Source organism: Streptomyces sp. NPDC002324, from assembly GCF_053593335.1.
Genome location: NZ_JBSFCF010000017.1, coordinates 142,100 through 164,490, shown reverse-complemented (window position 1 = coordinate 164,490; position 22,391 = coordinate 142,100). Strand labels below are relative to the sequence as shown.

The 22,391-nt window shown below is 72.7% G+C and carries 17 protein-coding genes; 6 read left to right on the top strand and 11 right to left on the bottom strand.

Annotated features, from left to right (window positions below):
• Positions 1-8: 8 nt before the first annotated feature.
• From fxsT to ACWCRJ_RS22975, 5 genes are all read right to left on the bottom strand, one after another.
• The gene (gene fxsT, locus ACWCRJ_RS22995) at positions 9-3,959 is read right to left on the bottom strand and encodes an FxSxx-COOH system tetratricopeptide repeat protein (RefSeq protein ID WP_450941022.1); all 3,951 of its coding nucleotides are present in this window, start codon (positions 3,957-3,959) and stop codon (positions 9-11) included.
• Complete coding sequence (locus ACWCRJ_RS22990) at positions 3,956-5,287, bottom strand: TIR-like protein FxsC (RefSeq protein WP_450941021.1); 1,332 nt, start codon at positions 5,285-5,287, stop codon at positions 3,956-3,958. Before ACWCRJ_RS22990 ends, fxsT begins: the two co-directional genes overlap by 4 nt.
• 95 nt (positions 5,288-5,382) lie before the next feature.
• Positions 5,383-6,156, bottom strand: a complete 774-nt coding sequence (locus ACWCRJ_RS22985; RefSeq protein ID WP_450941020.1) for an AAC(3) family N-acetyltransferase — start codon at positions 6,154-6,156, stop codon at positions 5,383-5,385.
• Positions 6,149-8,308 carry a radical SAM/SPASM protein FxsBH, inactivated beta-hydroxylase extension form gene (gene fxsBH, locus ACWCRJ_RS22980; protein WP_450941019.1) on the bottom strand — a complete coding sequence of 720 codons (2,160 nt, stop codon included), beginning with the start codon at positions 8,306-8,308 and terminating at the stop codon, positions 6,149-6,151. The genes ACWCRJ_RS22985 and fxsBH overlap by 8 nt, the downstream gene beginning before the upstream one ends.
• A 97-nt stretch (positions 8,309-8,405) precedes the next feature.
• On the bottom strand, positions 8,406-8,585 hold the full coding sequence (locus ACWCRJ_RS22975) for a hypothetical protein (RefSeq protein WP_450941018.1): 180 nt from the start codon (positions 8,583-8,585) through the stop codon (positions 8,406-8,408).
• Between the two features lie 229 nt (positions 8,586-8,814).
• Between ACWCRJ_RS22975 and ACWCRJ_RS22970 the strand changes: the two genes are divergently transcribed.
• Positions 8,815-9,729, top strand: a complete 915-nt coding sequence (locus ACWCRJ_RS22970) for a DUF4231 domain-containing protein (protein WP_450941017.1) — start codon at positions 8,815-8,817, stop codon at positions 9,727-9,729.
• A gap of 60 nt (positions 9,730-9,789) precedes the next feature.
• On the opposite strand, the gene ACWCRJ_RS22965 is transcribed toward ACWCRJ_RS22970, so the two are convergent.
• From ACWCRJ_RS22965 to ACWCRJ_RS22945, 5 genes are all read right to left on the bottom strand, one after another.
• Positions 9,790-10,281 (bottom strand): hypothetical protein, encoded by a 492-nt coding sequence (locus tag ACWCRJ_RS22965; RefSeq protein WP_450941016.1) that lies wholly within the window; start codon positions 10,279-10,281, stop codon positions 9,790-9,792.
• 295 nt (positions 10,282-10,576) lie between these two features.
• Positions 10,577-11,614, bottom strand: coding sequence for a rod shape-determining protein (locus ACWCRJ_RS22960; RefSeq protein ID WP_450941044.1), 1,038 nt, complete (start codon positions 11,612-11,614; stop codon positions 10,577-10,579).
• Positions 11,615-11,853: 239 nt separating this feature from the next.
• Complete coding sequence (locus tag ACWCRJ_RS22955; RefSeq protein ID WP_450941015.1) at positions 11,854-13,329, bottom strand: carboxyl transferase domain-containing protein; 1,476 nt, start codon at positions 13,327-13,329, stop codon at positions 11,854-11,856.
• Entirely contained in the window at positions 13,326-14,822 is a 1,497-nt protein-coding gene (locus ACWCRJ_RS22950) for an acyl-CoA synthetase (RefSeq protein ID WP_450941014.1), read from the bottom strand. The genes ACWCRJ_RS22955 and ACWCRJ_RS22950 overlap by 4 nt, the downstream gene beginning before the upstream one ends.
• 51 nt (positions 14,823-14,873) lie before the next feature.
• Positions 14,874-16,286, bottom strand: a complete 1,413-nt coding sequence (locus tag ACWCRJ_RS22945) for an SLC13 family permease (RefSeq protein ID WP_450941013.1) — start codon at positions 16,284-16,286, stop codon at positions 14,874-14,876.
• 222 nt (positions 16,287-16,508) lie between these two features.
• On the opposite strand from ACWCRJ_RS22945, the gene ACWCRJ_RS22940 reads away from it, so the two are divergent.
• The 3 genes from ACWCRJ_RS22940 (at position 16,509) to ACWCRJ_RS22930 (ending at position 19,016) form a co-directional block, all read left to right on the top strand.
• Positions 16,509-17,219, top strand: a complete 711-nt coding sequence (locus tag ACWCRJ_RS22940; RefSeq protein ID WP_450941012.1) for a FadR/GntR family transcriptional regulator — start codon at positions 16,509-16,511, stop codon at positions 17,217-17,219.
• Between the two features lie 91 nt (positions 17,220-17,310).
• Positions 17,311-18,033 carry a hypothetical protein gene (locus tag ACWCRJ_RS22935; protein WP_450941011.1) on the top strand — a complete coding sequence of 241 codons (723 nt, stop codon included), beginning with the start codon at positions 17,311-17,313 and terminating at the stop codon, positions 18,031-18,033.
• Positions 18,030-19,016 carry a nucleotidyl transferase AbiEii/AbiGii toxin family protein gene (locus ACWCRJ_RS22930; RefSeq protein ID WP_450941010.1) on the top strand — a complete coding sequence of 329 codons (987 nt, stop codon included), beginning with the start codon at positions 18,030-18,032 and terminating at the stop codon, positions 19,014-19,016. Before ACWCRJ_RS22935 ends, ACWCRJ_RS22930 begins: the two co-directional genes overlap by 4 nt.
• 18 nt (positions 19,017-19,034) lie before the next feature.
• On the opposite strand, the gene ACWCRJ_RS22925 is transcribed toward ACWCRJ_RS22930, so the two are convergent.
• Positions 19,035-20,111 (bottom strand): MerR family transcriptional regulator, encoded by a 1,077-nt coding sequence (locus ACWCRJ_RS22925; protein ID WP_450941009.1) that lies wholly within the window; start codon positions 20,109-20,111, stop codon positions 19,035-19,037.
• A gap of 371 nt (positions 20,112-20,482) precedes the next feature.
• Here ACWCRJ_RS22925 and ACWCRJ_RS22920 point away from each other — a divergent pair, with 371 nt between their 5' ends.
• Positions 20,483-21,337 carry a DUF3152 domain-containing protein gene (locus tag ACWCRJ_RS22920; protein WP_450941008.1) on the top strand — a complete coding sequence of 285 codons (855 nt, stop codon included), beginning with the start codon at positions 20,483-20,485 and terminating at the stop codon, positions 21,335-21,337.
• Positions 21,338-21,458: 121 nt separating this feature from the next.
• Entirely contained in the window at positions 21,459-22,349 is an 891-nt protein-coding gene (locus ACWCRJ_RS22915) for an ATP-grasp domain-containing protein (RefSeq protein ID WP_450941007.1), read from the top strand.
• Positions 22,350-22,391: the final 42 nt, after the last annotated feature.

The window sequence follows — 22,391 nt, the reverse complement described above, 5'->3', positions numbered from 1 at the left end:
GCGCCCCCTCACACGGCCAGCGGCTCCAGGTCCCGGTACACCCGCCGCCGCTGACCCACCAGACGCGTGATCCCGTTGCCCTCGCCCAGCTTCTGGCCGAGCCGGCGCAGCTCCGCGAGGGTCGCCTCGCGCAGGCGCTGGGCCTCCTCCTCACGGCCCAGGGCACGCAGTGTCAACGCGGAGTTGCTGACGACGGCGAGGGTCTCGGGGTGCTGGGGGCCGAGGAGGGATTTCAGGACGTTGCGGGCCGGCTCCTCCAGGGCCCAGGCCTCCTCCGGACGGCCCTTCTCCGCCAGTACGTTGGCGTGGTTCGCGCGGGCGAAGAGGGTGTGGGGGTGCTCCTCGCCGAGTCCCGCCGCCATGCGCTCCGTGACCTGCTGGAACACCTCCTCGGCCTCCTCGGCGTCCCCGCAGGCCCACAGATAGATGCCGAGGTTGTTGAGCGCGGCCTGCGTGTAGGGGTGTTCCCTGCCCGGCACCTGCACATAGTGCTCCAGCACGCTGCGGACCGTCTCGCGCGCCCGGTCCGGCTCGTCGGCGGCGTACAGGTCGGCCGCCAGGTTCAGCTCGCAGGCGAGCGAGTCGGGGATCGGCTCCGGGTACTTGTCCCTCGTGTACTGGGTCCGGTACTGGGTGAGTGTCGCCCGGGTCAGCCGATGCGCGTCCACGAACTGGCCCGCCCGCCTCAGCGACACCGCGAGCGACTTGGCGCAGCTGAGCGTGCCGGGGAAGTCCTTGCCGAGGATCCGCTTGTGGATCTCGTACGCCTCGGACAGGACCGCCACCGAGTCGGTGTAGCGGCCGACCTCGCGCAGATCGCGGCCGAGCCCCTGCGCCGAGATCAGCGTGTAGGGATGGTCGGGCCCGAGAACCTCCCGGCGACGGGTGTAGGTGTCCTGGTCGACGTCGCGGGCCTCGTCGTAGTGACCGACCATGCGCAGCGCGAGCGCGAGGTTGTTCGCGGCGTTGAGCGTCCGGCCGTGCGACTCGTGGAAGATCTGGCTGAACCCCTGGTGGGCCTCGCGGGCCAGCTTCACCGCCTTGGTGTATTCGCCGAGGGCGGCGAGGTCGCTGGCGAGGCTGGAGGTGGTGACGTAGGTGTGGGGATGGGTGGGGCCCAGCACCCTCAGCTGCCGCTCGCGCACCTCCTCGTCGATGTCGCGTGCCTCCACGAAGCGCCCCTGTGTGCGCAGCACGTTGGCGAGCTGGCCGTGCAGGTACATGTACTGCATGTCGTCCTCGCCGAGCGTCTCCTTCCAGTACGCCAGCAGGTCCTCGGCGAGTCTGCGCGCCCCGGGGAAGTCGCCGCGCTTCCACAGGTAGCGGACCCGGTCGATGAGCAGCCGACGGGGTTCGACCTCGTGGCAGTCGCGCAGCTCGGAGGCGTTCAGATGCGGCCAGATGATGGCGAAGCGGGGCCAGGTCTCGGCATCGTCGATGGGTTCGTCCCCGGGCGGACGGGCACCGACGAGCATCGTGTGGACCACGTGCCGGGCCTGCCGCTGCTCCTCCTCGGTGAGCCGGGAGCGGATCACGGCCTGCACCAGACGGTGGACCTGGATGCTGGTGCTGGCCTGGTCGACCTTGGCGAGGGCGAAGCGGCCGATCTCCCGGATGACCCGGCCCAGCATCAGGCTCTCCTGCAGACTCGGGTCGACCTTCTTCAGCTCGTCGAGCATCTCCCGGCTGTACAGCAGGTGCGAGGAGATCGGTTCGGGGGCCATGAAGGCGCACAGCTGCAGCAGCCGCACCGAGGCGGGCGAGCGTTCCCGCAGCCGGGTGATGGAGATGTTCCAGGTCGCCGCCACCGTCTGCGGGTAGTCGGCGGGCTGGTTGAGGTCGAGGACACCGGTGGTCTGCTCGTTCAGCTGGCGCAGGTACTCCTCGATGGGAGTGGCCGTCTCGGCGAGCCAGGCGGCGGCCTGCTCCACCGCCAGCGGCAGATCGCCGACCGCCTCCGCCACCCGGTCCGCCTCGTCGGCGCTCAGTCCGGGGGCGCGCCGCGACAGGTGCTCGACGCTCTCGTGCCGGGGGAAGACGTCGACGGGCAGCGAGGTGCCCCGTTGCTCCCAGGTCTGGTTGCGGGAGGTGACGAGGAGGTGACCGCCGCCGCCCTGCGGAAAGAACCTGGTCAGCTCCTCGGGGTTGTCGGCGTTGTCGAAGACCAGGATCCAGCGCTTGGTCGGCACCCCCTCGGAGAGCATCCGTACGGTCTCCTGGCTGACCAGTGTCATGTCGTCGCCGCCGGGCGCGTGGATCCGCGCGCCGAGTTCGGCGAGGGCGGAGGTGACGCCGTCACCGTGCTCGGCGGAGATCCACCACACGAGGTCGTAGTCGGCCATGAACCGGTGCACGTACTCCAGCGCGACCTGGGTCTTGCCGACGCCACCGAGACCGAACAGGGTCTTGGGCTGGCTCCCCACGGCCGACACCCCGCCCCGCAGCTGTTCACGCAGCTCGTCCAGGATGCGGCTGCGGCCGGTGAAGGTGGTGTTGCGCTGCGGCGCGTTCCACACGGTCGGCGCGCTGCCCGGGAAGCGGGGTTCCACGACCACGAGGTCGTCGGGCCGCTCCGGCAGCTTCAGCGCGCCGAGCAGGGCGGAGACGCACTGGCCGGCGTCGAACCGGTAGAGGTCCACCGGCTCGTGGTCGACGTAGGCGTCGGGGAATCGGACCTCGTCCACGCGCAGCGGCACCGTGGCGGCGCGGGGCATCGCCAGGGCGGTGTCGGCCAGCGAGCGCCAGACCGACTGGGCGTGCCGGGACTTCTGGAAGGCGTGGGACACCAGCAGCAGGGCGCGCGTGGCGGTGTCCAGGCGCTCCGGGGGGCCGGTGGACACGTCGTGCAGGGTGACGTTGCACCCGGCCTGCCGGAGGACGGCCTCCACCCAGTCCGCCCACATCCGGTTCTCCGCCGCGTACACGATGAGGATGTCCGTCATCGGCTGCCGTCGGGTGAACGCCTCCAGACAGCGCTGCCGCACCGGTTCGGGGATCGGCGGCAGCGCGGTGACCTCGCCGTCGGAGATCACCTTCGTCAGCCTTTCGAAGGCGGACAGCAGGGAGTTGGCGATGTTGCTCTTGTCGCCGACGGTCGCGAGCGTCTCCTCGTAGGCGTAGAACGGGACGTACGGAATCTCCATCGCGCCCCAGTAGGCGTCCTGTTGCTCGGCGCCGAGCTCCTCGCCGTCGAGGCCCCTGGGCAGCCCCTCGAACCGCAGCCGTGCCAGGGCCCGGCCCGCGTCGACCTTCCGCTTCTCGCCCTCGTCGATGCGCATCAGCACCGGCAGCACCCTGATCCGCCGTTTGTGCTGGCCGCCCTCGACGCTGCGGGCCACGGCGGCGGCCCCGTCCAGGGACTGACCGCTGAGCGTGAAGCAGTCGACGAGCACGTCGGGCATCTGGATGGTGCAGATGTCCGCGCTGTCCGACAGACCGGTGCGGCTGTCGATGAGGACGTAGTCGTAGGACCCCTTCATGTCCTCGCGCAGCGCGTCCAGGAACTGACCGCCGCCCAGCCGCTCGTAGAAGTTGTCCCACTCGAACGACGACACGGTCGCCGAGTACTCCCGGTTCCGCCGGCCGGCCGAGAGGAAGTCGAGCGAGCCGCCCTCGGGGAAGGACAGTCCGAGCCGCTCGGGGCCGAGGGACACGGCGTGCTGCTCGACCCGGGCGTAGTCCCGGTGCCAGGGTCCGCTGCGCGGGCCTCCGGTGGTCGCGGCCCAGCAGTACTCGGTGATCATGTCGAGGACGCCGGTGGTGGACGCGAGGACGCTCGGATCGAGGAACGGCTGGAAGAAGCGGTCCAGGCCCGGTGCCTCCAGGTCCCAGTCGACGGCCAGGACCCGCTTGCCGTTGGCGGCCAGGATCCAGGCCGCGTTGGCCAGGGCCATCGTGCGGCCCGTACCGCCCTTGTACGAGTAGAAGGTGATGATGCGTCCGTCCTTACGGGCCGTCATGCTTCTCCTCCGTGGTCGGAATCCGCATCGGGGTAGGTCGGATCGGCGAGACTCAGCCGGGGCCTCGGGGTGACCGGGCCGGGGGGCGGGTGGGCCTTCGCGTGTTTGAGGAACTGCCGGGTCGCCTGGGCCACGACCACCGGCAGAATCTCGGTGAACTGCTTCAGCGTCGGTACGCCGTTGACCGCCGCCCAGCACTTGGCGCGGCGCCCCCGCTCCAGGATCACCGGCAGGGTGTCCTCCAGCTCCTCCTTCAGCCGCTCGCCCTGTTCACCGCGGCACTGGAGGTCGAGGCGGTTCCAGGGGACGATCACACCGACCCACGGGTGCGCGGCCGAGTCGAACGTCTTGAGCCGGTGGCGCCGGTCCCGGTCGAGCAGAGCCCAGCGGTCGAGCAGCAGGATGCCCGGATGGGGTTCGAGCGGCTGCCCGGTGCCGTCGGCCTCGATGTCGGCCGGGGTGAGACCGTCGGTGCCGGGGTCCGGGAGATCGAAGTCCGACACGGTGATCCGGTAGTCGAGGGACCGGATCAGTTCCTCGGCGAGCGCCGACAGCGGTCGCCGCGACTCGCTGTGGTACGGGTTCCACTCCGTGGCGTCCTCGCCGTAGGGGATGGCGTCACGGCCTTCCGGGACCGAACTCCGGCTGGGCGCGGCCACGGTGAGGTGGATACGGCGTGGCCCCTCGCCGTGCGGCCGGAACGCGCTGTGCGTGGACTCGTAGGGCCGGGGCCGGCTCGACGGCAGCGGGGTGTTCTCGGCGACCTGCACGATCCGCTGGGCGAGACCGAACACGATCTCCTCGTACTCGTCCCGCAGCCGTTTGAGTTTGATCAGCCCGTAGATCCCGTACGACGAGTAGCGCTCCCCGTACTGGGAGCGCTCGACCTGGATCTGTCGCACGGACTCGGGGAGGTTTTCGAGATCCATGCTCGTCCACAGGGCCGGGACGATGGCCGGGATGTCACCGAGTCCCGCGTTGCGGGCCTCGCGTATGCGCTCGTCGAAGGCGAACCACTCGCGGCCGCAGTTGTCGCTGGAGAAATAGCGGGGTGAGTACAGCGGGACGAACACCCGGCAGTGCGCGAGGTTCTCACTGAGCCGGTCGGGCCAGCCCTCCCCGGACCGCATCTCCCGGTCCAGGAATCCCGCGGGCGTCCCCCGCGGATGAGCGGTGAGGGCCAGGACGTCCGCGCACAGATCCTTGTAGAGCAGGTGCACCCAGTGGTCGGGATCGCCGCTGTCGGGCCCCGAAGGCGGTGTGTGCGCGTAACTGAGAAAGAAGTACGGCCGATTGTCCGGAGCCCGCCCCCGCGCAGATGTGTCCACACGCCCCCGCCTTTCGATGCCTCGTGCCCCCGCCCAGGCGCCCTCCAGCCGGAACCAACAATGTGCCCGATCAACCCCCGGGCACATGGCTCGTTTCACGTCATTTCAGAGCGATATCCGGACATCAGATGCCGTGCCGTGTCGACAGCATCGCGTATCTCGAACAGAAACGTCGGTTTTCCCGCGAACTCCCTTTCCGTGAACAAAGCGTGCGGTAGCCGAGCGCCGATCGCCGCGAAGTCGCCGTCGAACAAGGAGAGATCCGGGTACTCGATCCAATTGCCCTTGTCCTCCACCACACAGCGATATGTGCGGGTGGGCGGTGGCGGGGTCATCCGGTACTCGGCGAGATGGAAGGCGGTGCACACCTCGAACCCGACCCGCAGCAGCAGCACCTGCGCGCCGGCCTCGTACAGCGCCGCCAACGGGGACCGCTCACCGAGGTGACAGTACGGGTCGTGGCCGGCGAGAAGCTCCTCGGCGCGGCGTCCGATCGCGGCGAACGAGGTCTGTGGATGCGCGCTGCGCACCGCCCCGGGAGTGGTCCGCACACACTCGGCGAGCGCGCCCATGGTGGGACAGGGGGTGGCGTTCGGTTCGAACGGGGGCATCGACGCGCGGAACTCGGCCTTCTCCCGGTCGGTCATCCCCTCGGTACGGCGGTGATGGGCGGGGGAGGTGTCGGAGTTCTCCGGGGTGAAGGCGGGTACGACGAGTGTCCCGTCGGGGCCGAGTGTGTCCAGCAGGGCGTTGCGTACCTCGGTGGGGCTCCATCCGGTGCCGCGCAACGAGGAGTGGACCATGAGGACACCACCGGGCCGGACCCCGATGCCGGCGAGCGCGTCGCGCGGCCGAGTCGCGTCAGCCATGCACCACCGCCAGTTCCGCACGCAACTCGTCGACCAGGTGAAGCCCACTCGCCGTGAGGCGACGGCCCGAGGAGGTGGAGACGAGCCTGTCCAGGGCGTCCTCCGCCCGTCGGCGCAGCGACGCGGCGGTGTCGTGAGGGGCCGAGGCGAGCCCTCCCACGCACTCACTCGCCTCGTCGAGCAACCGCCCGGCCTCACTGCCCGGCACGCACAGATCCGTGACCTCCCGCAGGGCCGCGAGCCTGGATCTGCGCCCCAGGAGCGGCAGTTCCGTCACGAACGCGTCCGCCTCGAAGTCGACGGCCACACCGAGCGCGCCGAACGCGTGGGCGCCGAGCCGTAGTCCGGAGCCCGGGACCAGCGGGGTGATCGTGGTCACGACGAGCGCGTCGGCGGCCTTGCGCCAGCCGGGCTCCCGCGAGTCCAGCGCCTCATGGGCCGCCTGCAGCCGCTTCACGAAGAGGGCCAGGTCGCTCGGGGTCAGGGGATCCGCGACCGGCGCCTCGAAGCGGTCGCGGGAGGGATCGGCGTCGTCGAGGAGCAGCGCCGGTCCGTCGAGGAGTCCCACCGTCTCCGACGGCCGCCATTCGGCGGTGAGTTCGCTTCCGTCGTCCCCCGTGCCGTGCACCTGGAGACCGTTCGCCGTGCTCACGCACTCGACCCGCCCGGGGCCCGACAGCCGCACGGTCCCGAGGGTCGGCAGGTGGAGGTCCGGGCCGGGCTGCCGCCAGGCGAGGGTGGCCTCCGCTCCCGCCGACACGGCGGCCGCCATGACCGCCGCCAGCAGTCGGGGGAGGTCCGCGGGGCCGTCCAGGGAGCGGCGCAGCACGGTGCGCAGATACGGGTGGGCGAGGACGGTGTTGAGGTGCGCGGCGGTGGCGCCGTCGGCGTCCAGCCGGACCAGCACCCGCCAGGCCGCGTCCCAGTCGGGGTCGCCCGCCAGCCGCGCGTTGACCCGGGCCAGCAGGTCCCGGTCCAACCGCAGTTGCGCCAGCCGCAGTTCCTCGGCGTCGGTGACCGCCGGGTGGAGCGCGTGGTCGGTGATCCGCTCCGCGATGCCCTCCACCAGGCCCCGCAGGTCGGCGCAGAACACCGACGGGTTGTCGAAGCCTTTCTCCTCGCTGTAGCGGTGGGCGTAGAGGCCGCCGCCGCAGGACTCCACGACCGGGCAGCGGCGGCAGGTGTCGCTGATGCCCGCGATGCCCAGCTGGCGGGCCCGGACGCCGGGATGCTCGGCGAACTCCGCGAAACCGTGCCGGAAGACGTCGTAGCCGGTCGCGGGCGCACCCTCGTACGCCGTCTTGAGCGAGTCCGCCTGCTCGAAGGTGCCGTCGGTCTCGATCACCGCCAGGTCGGACGGCGCGAGCCCCAGTGCCTCGGTGAGGCTGGGGCCGCCGCGCAGCGTGCTGAGCACCGACTCGAAGGTGCGTACCGGCATGGGGCGCCCCTGTTCCTCCCACCGGTCGAAGACCCTCAGGAGCCAGTCGGCGTAGGGCGTCGGCGGTCCGCCGGGTTCCTGGCCGGGGGGCGGGAAGTCCCAGGTGGAGTGGGGGAGCAGGTAGTCGATCCGGGGCGGATCGAGCGAGGTCAGCGCGTCGTGCACGGCGACCGGGTCGTTGGCCACGTCCACCGTGCACAGAAGGCCCTGGTACAGATGCCGGTGTTCGGGGAGGCGGAGGAGTTCGATCGCTCGCAGGACCCGGTCGTAGCTGCTGCGGCCCCGGCGGTCGAGCCGGTGGCGGTCGTTGGCGACACGGTCGCCGTCGAGCGAGACCCCCACCTTTACCCGGAATTCGTCGAAGATCTGCAAGTGATCTCTGTTCAACCGCACGGCGTTGGTGTGAATACGCAGATCGAGGGCGGTGACCGGGGCGAGGGCGCGGGTGAGTTCCGCGCAGATTCGGCGGAGCCGGGCCGGGCCGGCAAGGAGCGGTTCACCGCCGTGCAGAATGACGGTGACGGAATCCAGATTTCTCGCCAGCACGTACTCGGTGAGGCGTCGGGCCACTTGGGCGACGGTTTCCTCGGAGATGACGGTCGGCCGCGAGCGCCACGACTGGTCGGAGGCCTCATACACGTAACAGTGGTCGCACGCCAGGTCGCACCGACTGTGGATCTTGAGTACCAGTTGCTGGATCGCGGGGTCCCTCACTTCGGCAGTGTAAGCCCTCACGCCATCCGGGGAAGACATGACGACGGGGCCCAACTTCCTTGATCAACAAGGAGGTTGAGGCCCCGGCCGACCCGTGTCAGATGCTGGAGGTGAAGCCCTGCCTGGCGAGGCCCAGGTCGCGAGCGTCCGTCACCCGTCCGGTGGAACGCTGGGTGCGGGGCTCGTGTGCGGCGACCGTCGCGAGCGGGGCGAGCCTCCTGTGGGCCGACCGGGTGGTGTCCGATCCACGTGTCGTCTTCGTGAGGGAAAGGTTCATCTCGTCGCTCCAGTTCGAAAAAGGGACGCTGTCATCGGTCCCTTGCTGACGAGATCCTTTTGGTCGAGGCTCGGACATGAGGGGGGACGACAGACTACAGACGTGCGCGTTTCTATCATGCGCCGCCAGGTGTTCGCTGCGCGATATGAGAGGGAGGCGGCCTGGCGCGAATTCAAAATTGACGAGAGCATGACCGTTCCGTCGACTTCGGCATCCGTACGAGGTGTGCATGGCTGCGACGCCCGGCCCCAGCACCACGGTGAGTGATCGAGATCTGTCCCCGTTGTTCCACGTGTGCGATGAGAAGGCGGTGACCCATCAGGGGGAGTCCTTCAAGGTCGTCCGTACGCAGCTGGTCGTGCTGCTGCTCGCCACCGCGACCGCTTCCCTGGCCGAGCGGGTGGGCAGCCGGGTGCCGTCGGCCGTCGCGGCCGTGCTGTACGCCCTGACGATGGGGATCGGGGTCTACGCGTCCCGTCGGCGTGCCCGGGTGCAGTGGCAGGCGCATCGGGCGGCGGCCGAGGTGGTCAAGTCGCTGGCCTGGCAGTTCATGGTGCATGGCGGCCCGTTCCACTCACGGCTCGTCAACCCCGAGGCGCTGTTCGCGGAGCGGCTGGAGGAACGGCTCAGCGAGCTGCGCAAGGTCGGGTGGGACGACCCCCGGGAGGCCGTCACCGAACTCGGACTCGGGCAGATCACGCCGATGATGCGCGCGGTCCGCGCCAAGCCGTTCGCGGCCCGGCGCGACATCTATCTCCGCGACCGCGTCCTGGAACAGCTCTCCTGGTACGGCAACAGCGCAGGGGAGGCGCATCGCTCGTCCGTGCGCTGGTCGGGCATGACGACCTTTCTGACGCTGCTGGCGCTGGTCACCGCCGTGTTGCGGGCCATGGGGGCGATCGACGGCCGCTGGGACCCCACCGGGGTGCTGAGCGCCGCGGCCGCGGCGGGAGTCGCCTGGCAGGAGGTCCGGCGGCACCGGCCGCTGACGTACGCGCACAAGCTCGTCGAACAGGACCTGGACACCCTGCGCGTCGCCATGAGCACCACGGTCGGTGAGGACGGCTGGGCCGACGCGGTCGCGGAGGCGGAGCGGGTCGTCTCGCCCCAGCACACGGACTGGCTGGTGCGGTTCGGGTCCTGACCGCCACGGCGAGACGGCGAGACGGCGTACGGGTGGCGAGGCGGGACGGGAGACGGGACGTCAGGCGCGGCGTACGCCCGGGCTCCACAGCACCGTCACCGGGACGCACGTGAGGCGGGCGTAGTCGACGATGTCGGCCGTCCCGCCGAGGCCGCGGGGCGGGTCGCCGTCCCAGACGGCGATCAGGCGGTCGGCGTGGTCGACGATGTAGCGGCCGGCCGCGTGGTACGCCTCCTCGTGGGTGCGTTCGCGCGGCAGTTCCACGCGTTCGCCGCAGCACTTCAGGAGCCGGCGGTAGGCGGCCCTGACCTCGTCGTCGCCGAGGTGGGCCTCGTAGTCCATGCCGGGGATCACGGCGGTCAGCTGCAGGCCGCTCTCCAGGGCGATCTCCGCGAAGAGCTGGTCGGCGCCGGCGGCGAGGCTGCTGAGCGCCCGGGTGGTGGCCGGGCGGCCCCCCAACTCCGCCCGGAGGCCCGAGCGGACGGCGGGGAGGGCGGCCTCCGGGATCTCGCGGTGTCCGGTGATACCGATCCGGGTCACGTGGCCTGGCATCCGAGCGCTCACCTCCGTGGCCGCGTTCCTCCGAGTAACCCTAGCGTCGGACGACGTCCGCGAGAACGACGCGTACGGGCGTTCGGTGGGGCGTCACGGGCTCACGGGGGCGACCGCCGGGCGACCGCCGTGGCACCGACCGCCCTCGCGCGCTCCGCGTGCTGCGGCTCGTAGGAATGCCGGCGGGATGCCGTAGAAGTGTTCGCCGGGTGCCGGGTGCCGGGTGCCGGGTGCCGGGTGGCGGTGGCACGGTGGCGCGGCGGGGCGGCCGTGCGGTGGTCGCGCGTGCCTGCCGTCAGTCGCTCACCGGGTCGAGGCTGATGGGGGCGAGACGGCCGTCCAGCATGGCGCCGATGCCGAGGGCGGCGCAGACGTCGGGGCGTTCGGCGATGTGGACCGGCATACCGGTGGCGTGCCGGAGCATCTGGTCGAAGCCGGGGAGGAGGGCACTGCCGCCGACCATCATGATGCCGCGGTCGGCGAGGTCGGCCACCAGGTCGGGCGGGCAGTCGCGCAGCACCTTGCCGATGCCGTCGACCACGGCGGTGAGCGGGGTCTGGATGGCGTCGCGCACGGCCGCGGTGTCGACCTGGACGGAGCGCGCGAGCCCGGTCGCCACGTCGAGGCCGTGGATCTCGGTGGAGGCGGGGCCGTGCGGGGTGAGGCCGTTGCCGGAGAGGGCGAGCTGGAGCGGCCGTACGGACTGACTGGGCAGCGTCAGTTCGTGACGCAGCCGCAGGTGCTGCACGATCGCGTGGTCGATGGCCTCACCGCCGACGGGGATGCGTACGGCGCTGACGACCGAGCCGAGGGAGAGGACGGCCAGCTCGGTGGCCCCCGCACCGCAGACCATGATCATCGTGGCCTCGGGCTGCTCCACGGGCAGTCCGCAGCCCACGGCTGCCGCGATGAGCGTGTCGACCAGCTCCACGCGCCGGGCCCCGAGGCCCACCAGGGTCTCGATCGTGGCGCGCTGGGCGAGCGGGTCCGCGTCGTGCGGGGTGCAGGCCGCCGCGCGCAGGACGGGCTTGCGGCGCAGGGTGCGGCGGACCTGGTCGCCCAGCAGCTGACGCAGCATCCGCTGGGCCATCTCGATGTCGACCACCGTGCCGCCGGAGACGGGCCGGACCACCCGGATGTAGTCGGGCGTACGGCCCCTCATCTTCTCGGCGAACTCCCCGACCGCGATCAGCGCGCCCGTCCGGGTGTTCACGGCGGCCACGCTCGGCTGGTCCACCACCAGGCCCGCGCCCTTCACGTACACGCGGGTCCGCGCGGCTCCCAGGTCGACGCCGAAGTGGCAGCGGCGCAGCTGCTCCAGACTGGCGGTCATCGCGGTCATGGCGGATCCTCCCGAGAGCACGGACCGAGCGGGCCGCCGCCGGTCGGCGGTTCCCTGGTTCCCTTGCATCGTGCGCGGGCCGACGCCGCGGTGCCCGCTGGGGTGGGCCGGGTGGGGTGCCGCTGGACGGGTGGTTCGGGTGACGGCAGGCGGGCGGCCGCGGCCCGGCAGGAGCGGGAGGACGGGCCGGGAAGGGGCGTGAGCGGGTGGGGGTGGGCCGGGGCGGCCCGTCAGTCGGGTGGGCGCGTCGTCGCGGGTTCGGCTCCCTCCCGTGCTACGACCCCTCGCACCACCCCCAGCTCCACCAGGTCCTGGGGGCGCACGCGCAGTTCGTCCGCCGTCGCCCGCACCAGCTCCTGCGGCCGCTTGAGGATGGCGGCCGCCAGTTCCGGGGCGATCACCGAGAAGTAGCTGTCGGGGGTGACCCAGGTGTTGCCGGGGGCGGCCAGGGCCAGGGCGCCGCCGGAGCCGCCCTCGCCGATCAGGAGGGTGGTGAGGGGGGTGCGGGCGGTGGCGACGGCGGTGAAGAGGTCGGCGATGGCGGGGCCCGCGCCCTCGCGTTCCGCCGCGGCGTCGTTCGCCGCGCCGGGAGTGTCGACGAGGGTCAGGACGGGGATGCCGAGGCGGTCGGCGAGACGGATCAGACGGGCGGCGGTGCGATAGCCCGCCGGGCGCGTCGCGGTGCCGCACTGGGCCGCGTAGGCGACGGTACGGCCCTCGTGGGCACCGAAGCCGCACAGCATGCCCGGGTCGGTGCCGCCGGCGCGGTCCCCGGAGACGGCCGTGCGGTGGGTGAAGTAGGTGTCCAAGTAGGCCTCGGCGCGCGGGCGTCGGGGGCACCGGGCGCGTCGTACGGCTTCCCAGCCGGTGGCGGGGAGGGGGGCCTCGTGGAGTGCGGGGGGCTGCGGGGCGGGCACGGCCCGGGGTGTGTCGTGGCCGGTCGTGCGGGCGCCGGGCGCCGGTGCCGGGAGGGTGTCCGGCGGGGGCGGGGGGGTCGGCAGGGCGTGCGGCGGGGGCGCGGGGGTCGTGGAGGGGCTGGTCAGGAGGGCCAGCCAGCGGGTGAGCGTGGCGCGGAGGTCGTCCGGACGCACGACCGCGTCCGCCGAGCCCGCCGCCACCTGGGCCTCGGCCGTGTACGCCGCCGGGTCCGCGTCGGGCGGGCGTACCCGGGAGCCCGCGAAACCCACCTGGGCGTCGGGGAGGGCGAGGACGATGTCGGCGCCCGCACCGAGCGTGGCCCAGCCGCCGCCCGTCGTGGGGTCGCGGAGCACCGCGATCCGGGGCAACCCGGCCGCCGCCGTCAGCGCCGACTCGCGCGCCACGCGCTGGAGTTGGGCGAGGGCGCGCATGCCCTCCTGCATACGGCTGCCGCCGGTGGCGACCAGGGAGACGACCGGGAGGCGGTGCGCGCGGGCGTAGTCGTGCGCCGCCTCCAGACGGTCGCCGGTCCGTTCGCCGAGCGAGCCGCCGAGGAAGCCGAACTCGAAGGAGATCAGCACGGCCGCCGTACCGCCGACCACCGCCCGCCCCCACACCACCGACTCCTCCTCGCCGGTGCGCTCGGCGGCGCGGGCGCGGGAGGTGTCGTAGCCGTGCCAGGCGAGCGGGCCGTCGGGGGCGTAGTCCCGTTCGGGCGTGGGGAGTTCGGTGAAGTCGTCGGTCAGGAAGGCGATGGCCTCGCGGGCCGAGCGGCGCCGGTCACTCATCCGTCTTCATCCGTCTTCAGCGCTCGCTTCATGATCTTGCCCATGTCGTTGCGGGGCAGGGCGGAGAGGTAGTGGACCCTTCGGGGGCGCTTGTGGGGGGACAGGTGGGCGGCCACATGGGTCGCCAACTCGCCTGCCGGGGGCGGGGACTGGGGGTCGGCCGGGACGATCCAGGCGACGACGCGTTCGCCGAGGTCGGGGTCCGGTTCGCCGGTGACGGCGGCTTCGCGTACCCCGGGGTGTTCCAGGAGGGCATTCTCGATCTCGCCCGCGCCGATCTTGTAACCGCCGCTCTTGATGAGGTCGGTGGCCTTGCGGCCGACGATGCGCACATAACCGTCGGGGTCGCGGACGGCCATGTCCCCGGTGCGGAACCAGCCGTCGGGGGCGAACGCGGCGGCGGTCGCGTCGGGGCGGTTGAGGTACTCGGTGAAGAGGTTGGGGCCGCGCACCTGGATCTCGCCGACCGACTCGCCGTCGTACGCGGTGAGCGGGGTGCCGTCCTCCTCGACCAGCCGCAACTCCACGCCCGGCAGCGGGAGTCCGACCGTGCCCGCGCGGGCCTCGCCGTCCGCGCGGACGCTCGTGTTCATGAGGGTCTCCGTCATGCCGTACCGCTCGATCACCCGGCGTCCGGTGGCCGCCGCGATCCGTTCGTGGTCGTGCACCGGCAGCGCGGCCGAGCCGGAGACGAGGAGGCGGGCGCCGCCGAGCGCCTTGGCCAGCTCCGGGTCGGCTGGCAGGGTCTCCGCGATGCGGTGGTACATCGTGGGGACGCCGAACAGCATCGTCGCGCCGGCCGACAGCTCCCGGGCCACCGCGGCCGTGTCGAACCTGCCGAGGTGGCGGACCGCGCCGCCGCGCCGCAGCGGGCCCAGGACACCCAGGATCAGGCCGTGGACGTGGAAGAGGGGGAGGGCGTGGACCAGCACGTCGTCGGCGGTCCACTGCCAGGCGTCGGCCAGCGCGTCCAGGGTGGTCGTGACCGCCCGGCGGGGGATGACGGCGCCCTTGGGCGGGCCGGTGGTGCCGGAGGTGTAGACGACGAGGGCCGCGTCCTCCTCGGCGGCCGTCTCCCCGGCGACCGGCTCCCCGGCCGGGGCGGGCCGGACTCCTGCAGCGTACGCCTCGGTCTCGACCGCGACATCGATGCGTGACAACTCGCCGAGCGGGGACGGGAGTTCGTCGTTCGGTGCGGCGAGGACGAGGGACGGTGCGCTGTCGCCGAGGATATGGCCCAGTTCCTTCTCCCCGGACTTCGGGTTCAGGGGTACGGCGGGTACGCCGGCCCGCAGCGCCGCCACCACGGCCACGGCGGTCTCCAGCGTGGGGGTCGCCCAGACGGCGACCCGGCCGGCGCCCCGGAGGCGCTCGGCCAGGGTGTCGGTGACGGCCGCGAGTTCCGCGTACGTCAGGGACCGGTCGCCGAAGCGCAGGGCGGGGCGTCCGGGGGTCCGGGCTTCGCCGGTGAGGGCCGGGAAGAGAGGGGACACGTCTCGTACTCCTTGGTTGTCGTCGTCCGGGTACCGCTACCGCACAGGTGGCTACCCGAACCCCGGGACCACCAGCACCAGCCACACCACCGCGGGTACGACCGCCACCACGATCCCCCCGTAGACCATCAGCCGGCGGAAGAAACGCTCGCGGTCCACGTCCGGTGCCGCGGCCAGGACCAGCGCGCCGTTCGTGGAGAAGGGGCTCACGTCCACGACCGTCGCGGACACGGCGAGCGCCGCGATCATGCCGACCGCGCCGATCTCGCCCTGCGCCAGGAACGGTACGGCCAGGGGGATCAGGGCGCCCATGATGCCCACGGAGGAGGCGAAGGCGGACACGATCGCGCCGATGTAGCAGAGCAGCACGGCGGCGAGGAGAGGGACGCCGATGCCGCCGACGCCCTCGCCGGCCCAGGTGATGGTGCCCATCTCGTCGAGGACGCCCACATAGGTCAGGACGCCGCAGATGAGGAGGACCGTGGACCAGGCGATCTGGCCCACCGCCTCGCGGCTGTCGTCCGGCCAGACCGCGCTGAGGACGGCGGCGAGGGTCACCGCGGTGAGGCCCGCGTCCAGGTCGAGGGCGAGGACCGCGACGACCAGGACGGCGAGGGAGACGAGCGTGGCGATGCGGGCGGGGGTGAGGACCGCCTCGGTACCCACCGTGGGGGCTGTTCCGGTACCCACCGTGGAGGCGGGCCGGGTGCCCGCCGCGGGACCGGGCCGCGTGCCCACGGTGAGGCCGGTCGCGGGACCGGGCTGTGTGCCCGCCGCCGGGCCGGTCGCGGGGGCGGCCTGTGTGTCCGTCGTGGGGGTGGCCTCGGGGCGCTCGGGGTCGGGATCGGTCGCGGGCCGCTTCCCCAGCTTCAGGCCGCCGAACAGCACGAACACCACGCCCGCGATGACGAGGTTGGCGATCAGGGAGATCAGGAAGAGGGCTGTCGCGTTGCCCGGGAGGTTCTCGCGTTCGACGATGCCGTTGACGATCGTGCCGTAGATGCTGATCGGGGAGAAGCCGCCGCCCTGGGCCCCGTGGACGACCATCGCGCCCATCAGCAGGGGGCTGATGCCGTACCGCGAGGCGAAGCTGAGCGCGATGGGGGCGACGATCGCGACCGCCGCCGGGCTGACCGCGCCGATCGCGGTGAGCGCGCCGGTGATGAAGAACATCACCCAGGGGATCAGCGCCACCCGGCCCCGCACGAGCCGGATCGAGGCGTGCACGAGCCAGTCGGTGGTGCCGTTGGAGCGCGCGATCGCGAAGAGGTAGGTGACACCGACGAGGACGACGAACAGGTCTCCGGGGAAGCCCGCGAAGATGCCGTCCGCGTCGAGGTCGGCCACCAGTTCGCCCACCCCGAAGGCGGCGGCGAAGGCGAGCGCGCCCATGTTCACGGAACGGGTCGTGGCGATGACGAACACCACGGCGAGAACGAGGATCGAGATGAGTTGGGGGGACATGCGGGCTCCCGTCGTTGGGTCCCGGAACACAGGGGCTGAGCAAGCGGGGCGAGTGGGAGAGTGGACGAGTGGCTGAGCCACTCGCGGTGGGGCCAGCGTGGAGGCGTACGGCGGTGCCGTCAAGAGGTCGCGCGGGAATTGGCTCAGCCACTCGGCCACCGGGCCACTGACACCCGCCGGTGTTACGCTCCCGGCGAGCGATGCCGGACCAGAGGGGGAACCGTGAGCGACGCCCTGCGGCCCATGGCCAGACAGCGGCTCTACGAGCAGGTCCTGGACCGGTTGCGTCAGTACGTCGCCGAGGGCGGTCTGAGGGCGGGGGACCGGCTGCCGCCCGAGCGGGACCTGGCCCAGCGGCTGGGGGTGAGCCGGGCCTCGGTCAAGCAGGCCATCGTGGTGCTGGAGGTCCAGGGCCTGGTGGAGGCGCGGCACGGCGGGGGCACCTATCTCGTCCGGGACAGCCTCGACGTCGAGCCCGTGGAGGACATGGTCGAACGGCGCCGCCGGCTGCCCGATGTGCTGGAGGCCCGCGAGGCGCTGGAGACGAAGCTCGCCGAACTGGCCGCCGAGCGCCGTACGGAGGACGACCTGGCCGCGATGCGGGACGCGCTCACGCACATGGCCGGGGAGATCGAGCGGGACGGGCACGGCATCGAGGGCGACCGGCTGTTCCACGCGGCGGTCACGGCGGCCGCGCACAGCAGTCTGCTCGCCGAGTTCATGCGGTCCATCGCCGACCAGATCGCCGAGAGCCGCACCGAGTCCCTGCGCCAGCCGGGCCGCCCCGACCGTTCCCTCGCCCAGCACCGCGCCATCCTCGACGCCATCGCCGCCGAGCAGCCCGCACAGGCGGCCGCGGCGATGCGTCGCCATGTGCGGACGGTCGCCAAGGTCCGCCTGCTGGACTGGGACCCGGGGGACCCGGCGCCCTGAGCCCGGCCCCCGCGCCCCTGTCGGTGGTGGTCGGTACAGTCGGCCGCCGGGAAGCGGGCAGGCGGAAGTACACGGGGAATGCGGGGCCGGGGTGCGGGAGTTCGCGGGGGAGTTCGAGACCCACCTGACGATGGTGACCGGGGACGAGCCCCGGGACGGGGGCGAGGGGCGCGTACGTCTGTGGGCACAGCGCCACCGGGTCAAGTACACACGGATCGTGCTCGACCGTGGCGCGACGCCCGACCAGCCGATGCTGACGGTGCGCGGCGAGGGCTCCCTGTCGGCGCAGCGCGCGGCCGCGTCCGAGTGGGTCGAGCGGCTGCGCACCGAGGGGTTCAAGGTGGCCCGGGTGAAGATCGAGGCGGCACCCTGGAACGAGGACGTGCCGCTGACGGCCGCCGAGGCCCGCGCCCTGCCTCCCGGCTGCTACTTCGAACACCATGTCAAGCTCGCCCTCGCCGACGACTCCGAGGTCGGGCCGGTGCGCGCCCTCGCCGAGCGGCACGCGGCCCATGTGTCGCGCAACGCCCGCCGTACGGTGGGCGGTTGCGGCGGACGCGGTCATGAGCGGTTCGTCACCCAGCGCTGCCGTGACGTGGGCCGCCCCGAGGCCCGCCGCCGTCTGGACGCCCTCCTCGACGCGCTCGCGGAGGCGGGGTTCAAGGCCGTGGAGGTGGAGGAGGAGTTCGTCGTGCACGACGACCGACCGGACCTGGACAGCGAGTGGATCGACGAGGGGGCGGCAGGGCGGGCGGATGTGCGGCCGGCGGCGTGGGGGGACCTGCGGGCAGGCGTGCGGGCGGAGACCGCATGACCTCGTCCGAGCGGTGGCGGGCCGCCCACCGGGCCGTGCTCGACCACCTGGTCCGGCTCGTCGCCGACTCGCCCCTGGGGGACGACCTGGTGCTGCGCGGGAGCATGGTGATGCCGGCGTGGGTGGGGGCCGGGGCACGGGAGCCCGCCGACCTCGACTGGATCGTCCCCCGGCCGCTGCTGGTCCCGGTGGACGCCGCACACCCCTATCCGTACGTGGAGGGGCTGGAGGCCGTACAGCAGTGGCCGGAGGCGGCCGACGGCGCCGGGCGGTACGAGATGTGGACGTTCGAGGAGTTCGACACCGGGGGCCTGCGGCCGGCGGTCCCGCCCGAGGGGCTGCACTGGGTGGTCGAGGCGGAGCCGGAGGAACACCCGCCGCACCTCGCGGTGCTCGACCTGGTGCGGGAGCGTCCCGTGGCCGCGCCGGGGGTGGTGCTCGACGCGTCCGCCGCCCGCCCCGACGGCACCTGGACCTACACGGAGTACGAGACCCCCGGCACCCGCCTGACCATCCCCTGGGCGGCGGACGGCCTCCCGCCCGGCGAGGCGCGGCTGGACTTCGCCCGCGACGAGAGGCTCCCCGAGCTGCCCGTGTGGACGGCGGTGCCCCGCGGCGACGGCTCCGGCCGCACCGTCGTCCGCACCCCCGGCCCCGGCCTGTCCCTCGCCTGGAAACTCCTGTGGCTGCACACCGACTGCGCCACCGAGGGCCGTGCCCGGGCCAAGGACCTCCACGACGCCGTCCTCCTCGCGGAGGCGGACGTCACCGAACTGTCCCCGCGGCTGCTGCGCGAGGTCTTCCGCCCCGGCCCCGGGGACCCGGTCGTCGCGGACGCCCTGCGCCTGGACGCGGTCGCACCAGACCCCGCCGACTGGACGGACTTCCGCGCCGCCCATCCACGGGTGCGGGGCACGGCGGAGGAGTGGCTCGAACGCCTGAACAGGGCGCTGGAGGCGATGACACGGCGTGCCGGACCGTAGGAGCTCCAGCGGTCCTTGTCACCCCCGGCGCGTCCCGGCCCCCTCCCGCACCACGTCCGCCACCACGCAGCTCACGTTGTCCGGGCCGCCCGCCCCGTTCGCCTCGGAGACGAGGGCGTGCGCGGCGGCCTCCGGGTCCGGGGCGGTGGACAGGACGCGTCGGATCTCCGGGTCGGGCACGACCGTCGACAGACCGTCGGAGCACAGCAGATAGCGGTCGCCGAGGTGGGCGTCGTGCAGGCGCAGGTCGGGGGTGGTGACGGTCTCGCTGTTGGTCAACGCCTTGAGGAGCAGGGCGGGTTGGGGGTGGGCGGTCGCCTCCTCCGGGGTCAGTCGGCCCTCGTCGATCATCGACTGGACGACGGTGTGGTCGTGGGTGATCCGGAACAGCTCGCCCTCGCGCAGCAGATAGGCGCGGGAGTCGCCGATGTGGACGAGGGCGAGCTGCGAGCCGGTCCAGAGCATCGCGGTCAGGGTCGTCCCGTCGTCCCCGGTCCCCGCGATGTCCTGGACGGCGGTGCTCGCGCCCCGCACCGCGTCCTCCAGCAGGTTCAGCACGCCGCCCGCCGGCAGGGTGTCGCGGTCCAGGGTCTTCAGCGCCTCCACGGCGGCCGTGCTCGCGGGGGCGCCCGCCGGGCCGAAGCCGTCGGCGACGGCTAGGACGCGGGACCCGGCGTAGGCGGTGTCCTGGTTGGCGGCGCGGACCAGGCCGGTGTCGGAGAGGGCGGCGTAACGGAGTTCCAGCATCGTGGTGTCCTCCTCGGACGGGTGGGTGAGGTGGTGCACGAGGAAGGCCGCCAGATCGCGCCGGGTCGCCGTCTCGGCCTCGACCCCGGCCCAGTACGCGCGGATCTCCCGGGCCGCCGGGCCCGGCTCCAGCGCGCACACCGTACGGATACGGGCCAGCGGCATGCCGAGCCGGCGCAGCCAGGCCACCATTCGCGCCTGTTCCAACTGCGCGGTGGCGTAGTAGCGGTAGCCGGTGTCGGGGTCGACGTGGGCGGGCCGGAGAAGCTCCAGCTCGTCATAGAGCCGCAGCGCCTTCGGTGACAGCCGGCACGCCTTCGCGAAGGCCCCGATGGTCAGCATCTCCATGACTCCCCCTGGCTCTCCCCGGCCGGCTCTGCCCGGCTCATTCGGCCCTGACCGTTCCTCGTTCCGCGATCGATGCTGGGGCTTCACCGAAGGTGAAGGTCAAGCGGTGGTGCGGAGCCGCGCCGATCATCCGTTATCTTTTCGTGACTGACTCGGCCACATCCGATCACATATCGATCACACTCTGAAGGAACATGACCGCCCACCACGCAACACCTTCCGGCAGGCGCACCCGCCGCGGCGGCCCGCCGCGTGTCACCGCGCAGGATTCGGCCCAGGCGACGGCCACGGGCAGCAGGAAGGGGCCGGGGCGCAGACGCAGAGCCCCCGAGCGGCGCGGGAAAGGGCCCCTGTGGGGTGGTCTCGGGGTCGTGACGGTCCTCGGCGTCGCCGGGTTCGCGGCGGTGAGCTGGATGAACGGCGGCACGCGGGAGGTGGCCGCCGAGGCGGAGCCCACCGCGTCCGCGGAGCCCTCGTCCGAGCGGTCCCGGCGCTCGGCCGACCCCCGCCCCGGGGGCGGCAAGGGTTCCACGGGCGGCAGGAGTTCCGGCGTCGACGCCCCCCGCAGCCCCTCCTCCCCTTCCTCCTCCGCGGCCGACTCGCCCGATACGTCTCCGGACGAGTCGAAGGCCCCGTCTCCCAGCCGCGAGCCGGTGACCATCCCGAGAACCGGGCCGGGGACGTTCGGCACGGCGTCCGGCGGCAGCGGCAAGGTGGGCAGGGGCACGCCCCTGCGCTACCGGGTCGAGGTCGAGAAGGGGCTGTCGCTCTCCCCCGCCGACGTCGCCGACGAGGTGGAACGGGTCCTGGCCGACCCGCGCGGCTGGACGGCCGGCGGTGACCACGCCTTCCAGCGGGTCTCCGGCGGCACCTTCGACTTCGTCGTCAAGGTGGCGACCCCCGGCACCGTCGACGACGTCTGCGGCACGGGCGGGCTGGACACCGGCGGCGAGTTCAACTGCAACGTGAACGACAAGGTCATGGTCAACCTCGAACGCTGGGAGCTGGCGACCCCCGTCTACGCCAAGGACGTCGAGGCCTACCGCGCCCTGATCATCAACCACGAGGTCGGCCACTTCCTCGGCCAGGGCCATGTCGGCTGCCCCGGCGACGGCGAGCCCGCCCCGGCGATGATGCAGCAGATCAAGGGCATGAACGGCTGCGTCCCCAACGTCTGGCCGTACGACGGCGACGGCCGCTTCCTCACGGGCCCCGCCGTGCCGTGAGCGGGAGCGTGCTCGCGGGAAACCCCCTCCCTCCCCGGCACACGCGGTTGTTAGCCTGCGCCCATGACCCCCTGGACATCCGCCCGGGGGTCACCCGCAGCCGTCCGAGAATGGAGCCCCCGTGGCCCGCACAGCCGCCCCCCGTATCGCCGTCGCCACCTACGACCCCGGTCCGCAGGCGAGCCACGACCGGGACCTGCCGGTGCTGGTACGGGCGCTGGGGGAGGCCGGGGCCGAGGCGGCGGCCGTGCACTGGGACGACCCGGCGGCCGACTGGGCCGGGTACGACCTCGTCGTCATCCGGTCCACCTGGGACTACAGCTGGCGCGCGGCCGAGTTCGTGGCCTGGGCGGAGAAGGCGGGCGCGGCCACCCGGCTCGCCAACCCGGCCGGGGTCGTGCGCTGGAACACCGACAAGCGGTACCTCGGTGACCTCGCCGCCGCCGGGGTACCCGTCGTGCCGACGGCCTATCTCGCGCCGGGCGAGCCCGTGGAGCTTCCGGAGACCCACGAGTACGTCGTGAAGCCCACCTCCGGCGCGGGCGCCCGCTTCGCCGCCCGCTACACGCCCGACCAGCGGGACACCGCCGCGGGGCATGTCGAGCGGATGCACGCCGAGGGGCTCACCGCGATGGTGCAGCCGTTCGTGACCAGCATCGACACCGAGGGGGAGCGGGCCCTGCAGTTCTTCGGCGGCCGGCTGCTGCACGCCAGCCGCAAGGGGGCGGTGCTCGCGCCGGGCACCGCCTACGACGCCGACAAGATCGCCCACCCGGACCTGGCGCCCTGGACCCCGACCGGGGCCGAACTCGCCGTCGCCGAGCGGGCGTTGGCGGCCGTACCCGGAGAGCCCGAGCTGCTGTACGCGCGCGTCGACCTCGTCACCGGGCAGGACGGGCGGCCGTGCGTGATGGAGCTGGAGCTGGTCGAGCCCAACCTCTTCCTGTGGCTGCACCCCGACTCGCTGCCCCGCGTCGTCGAGGCGATCCTGGCGGCGGCGACCACCGGCTGACCCGCGGCACCCGCTCCCGGCCCCGCGAGCCCTCCTCACCCG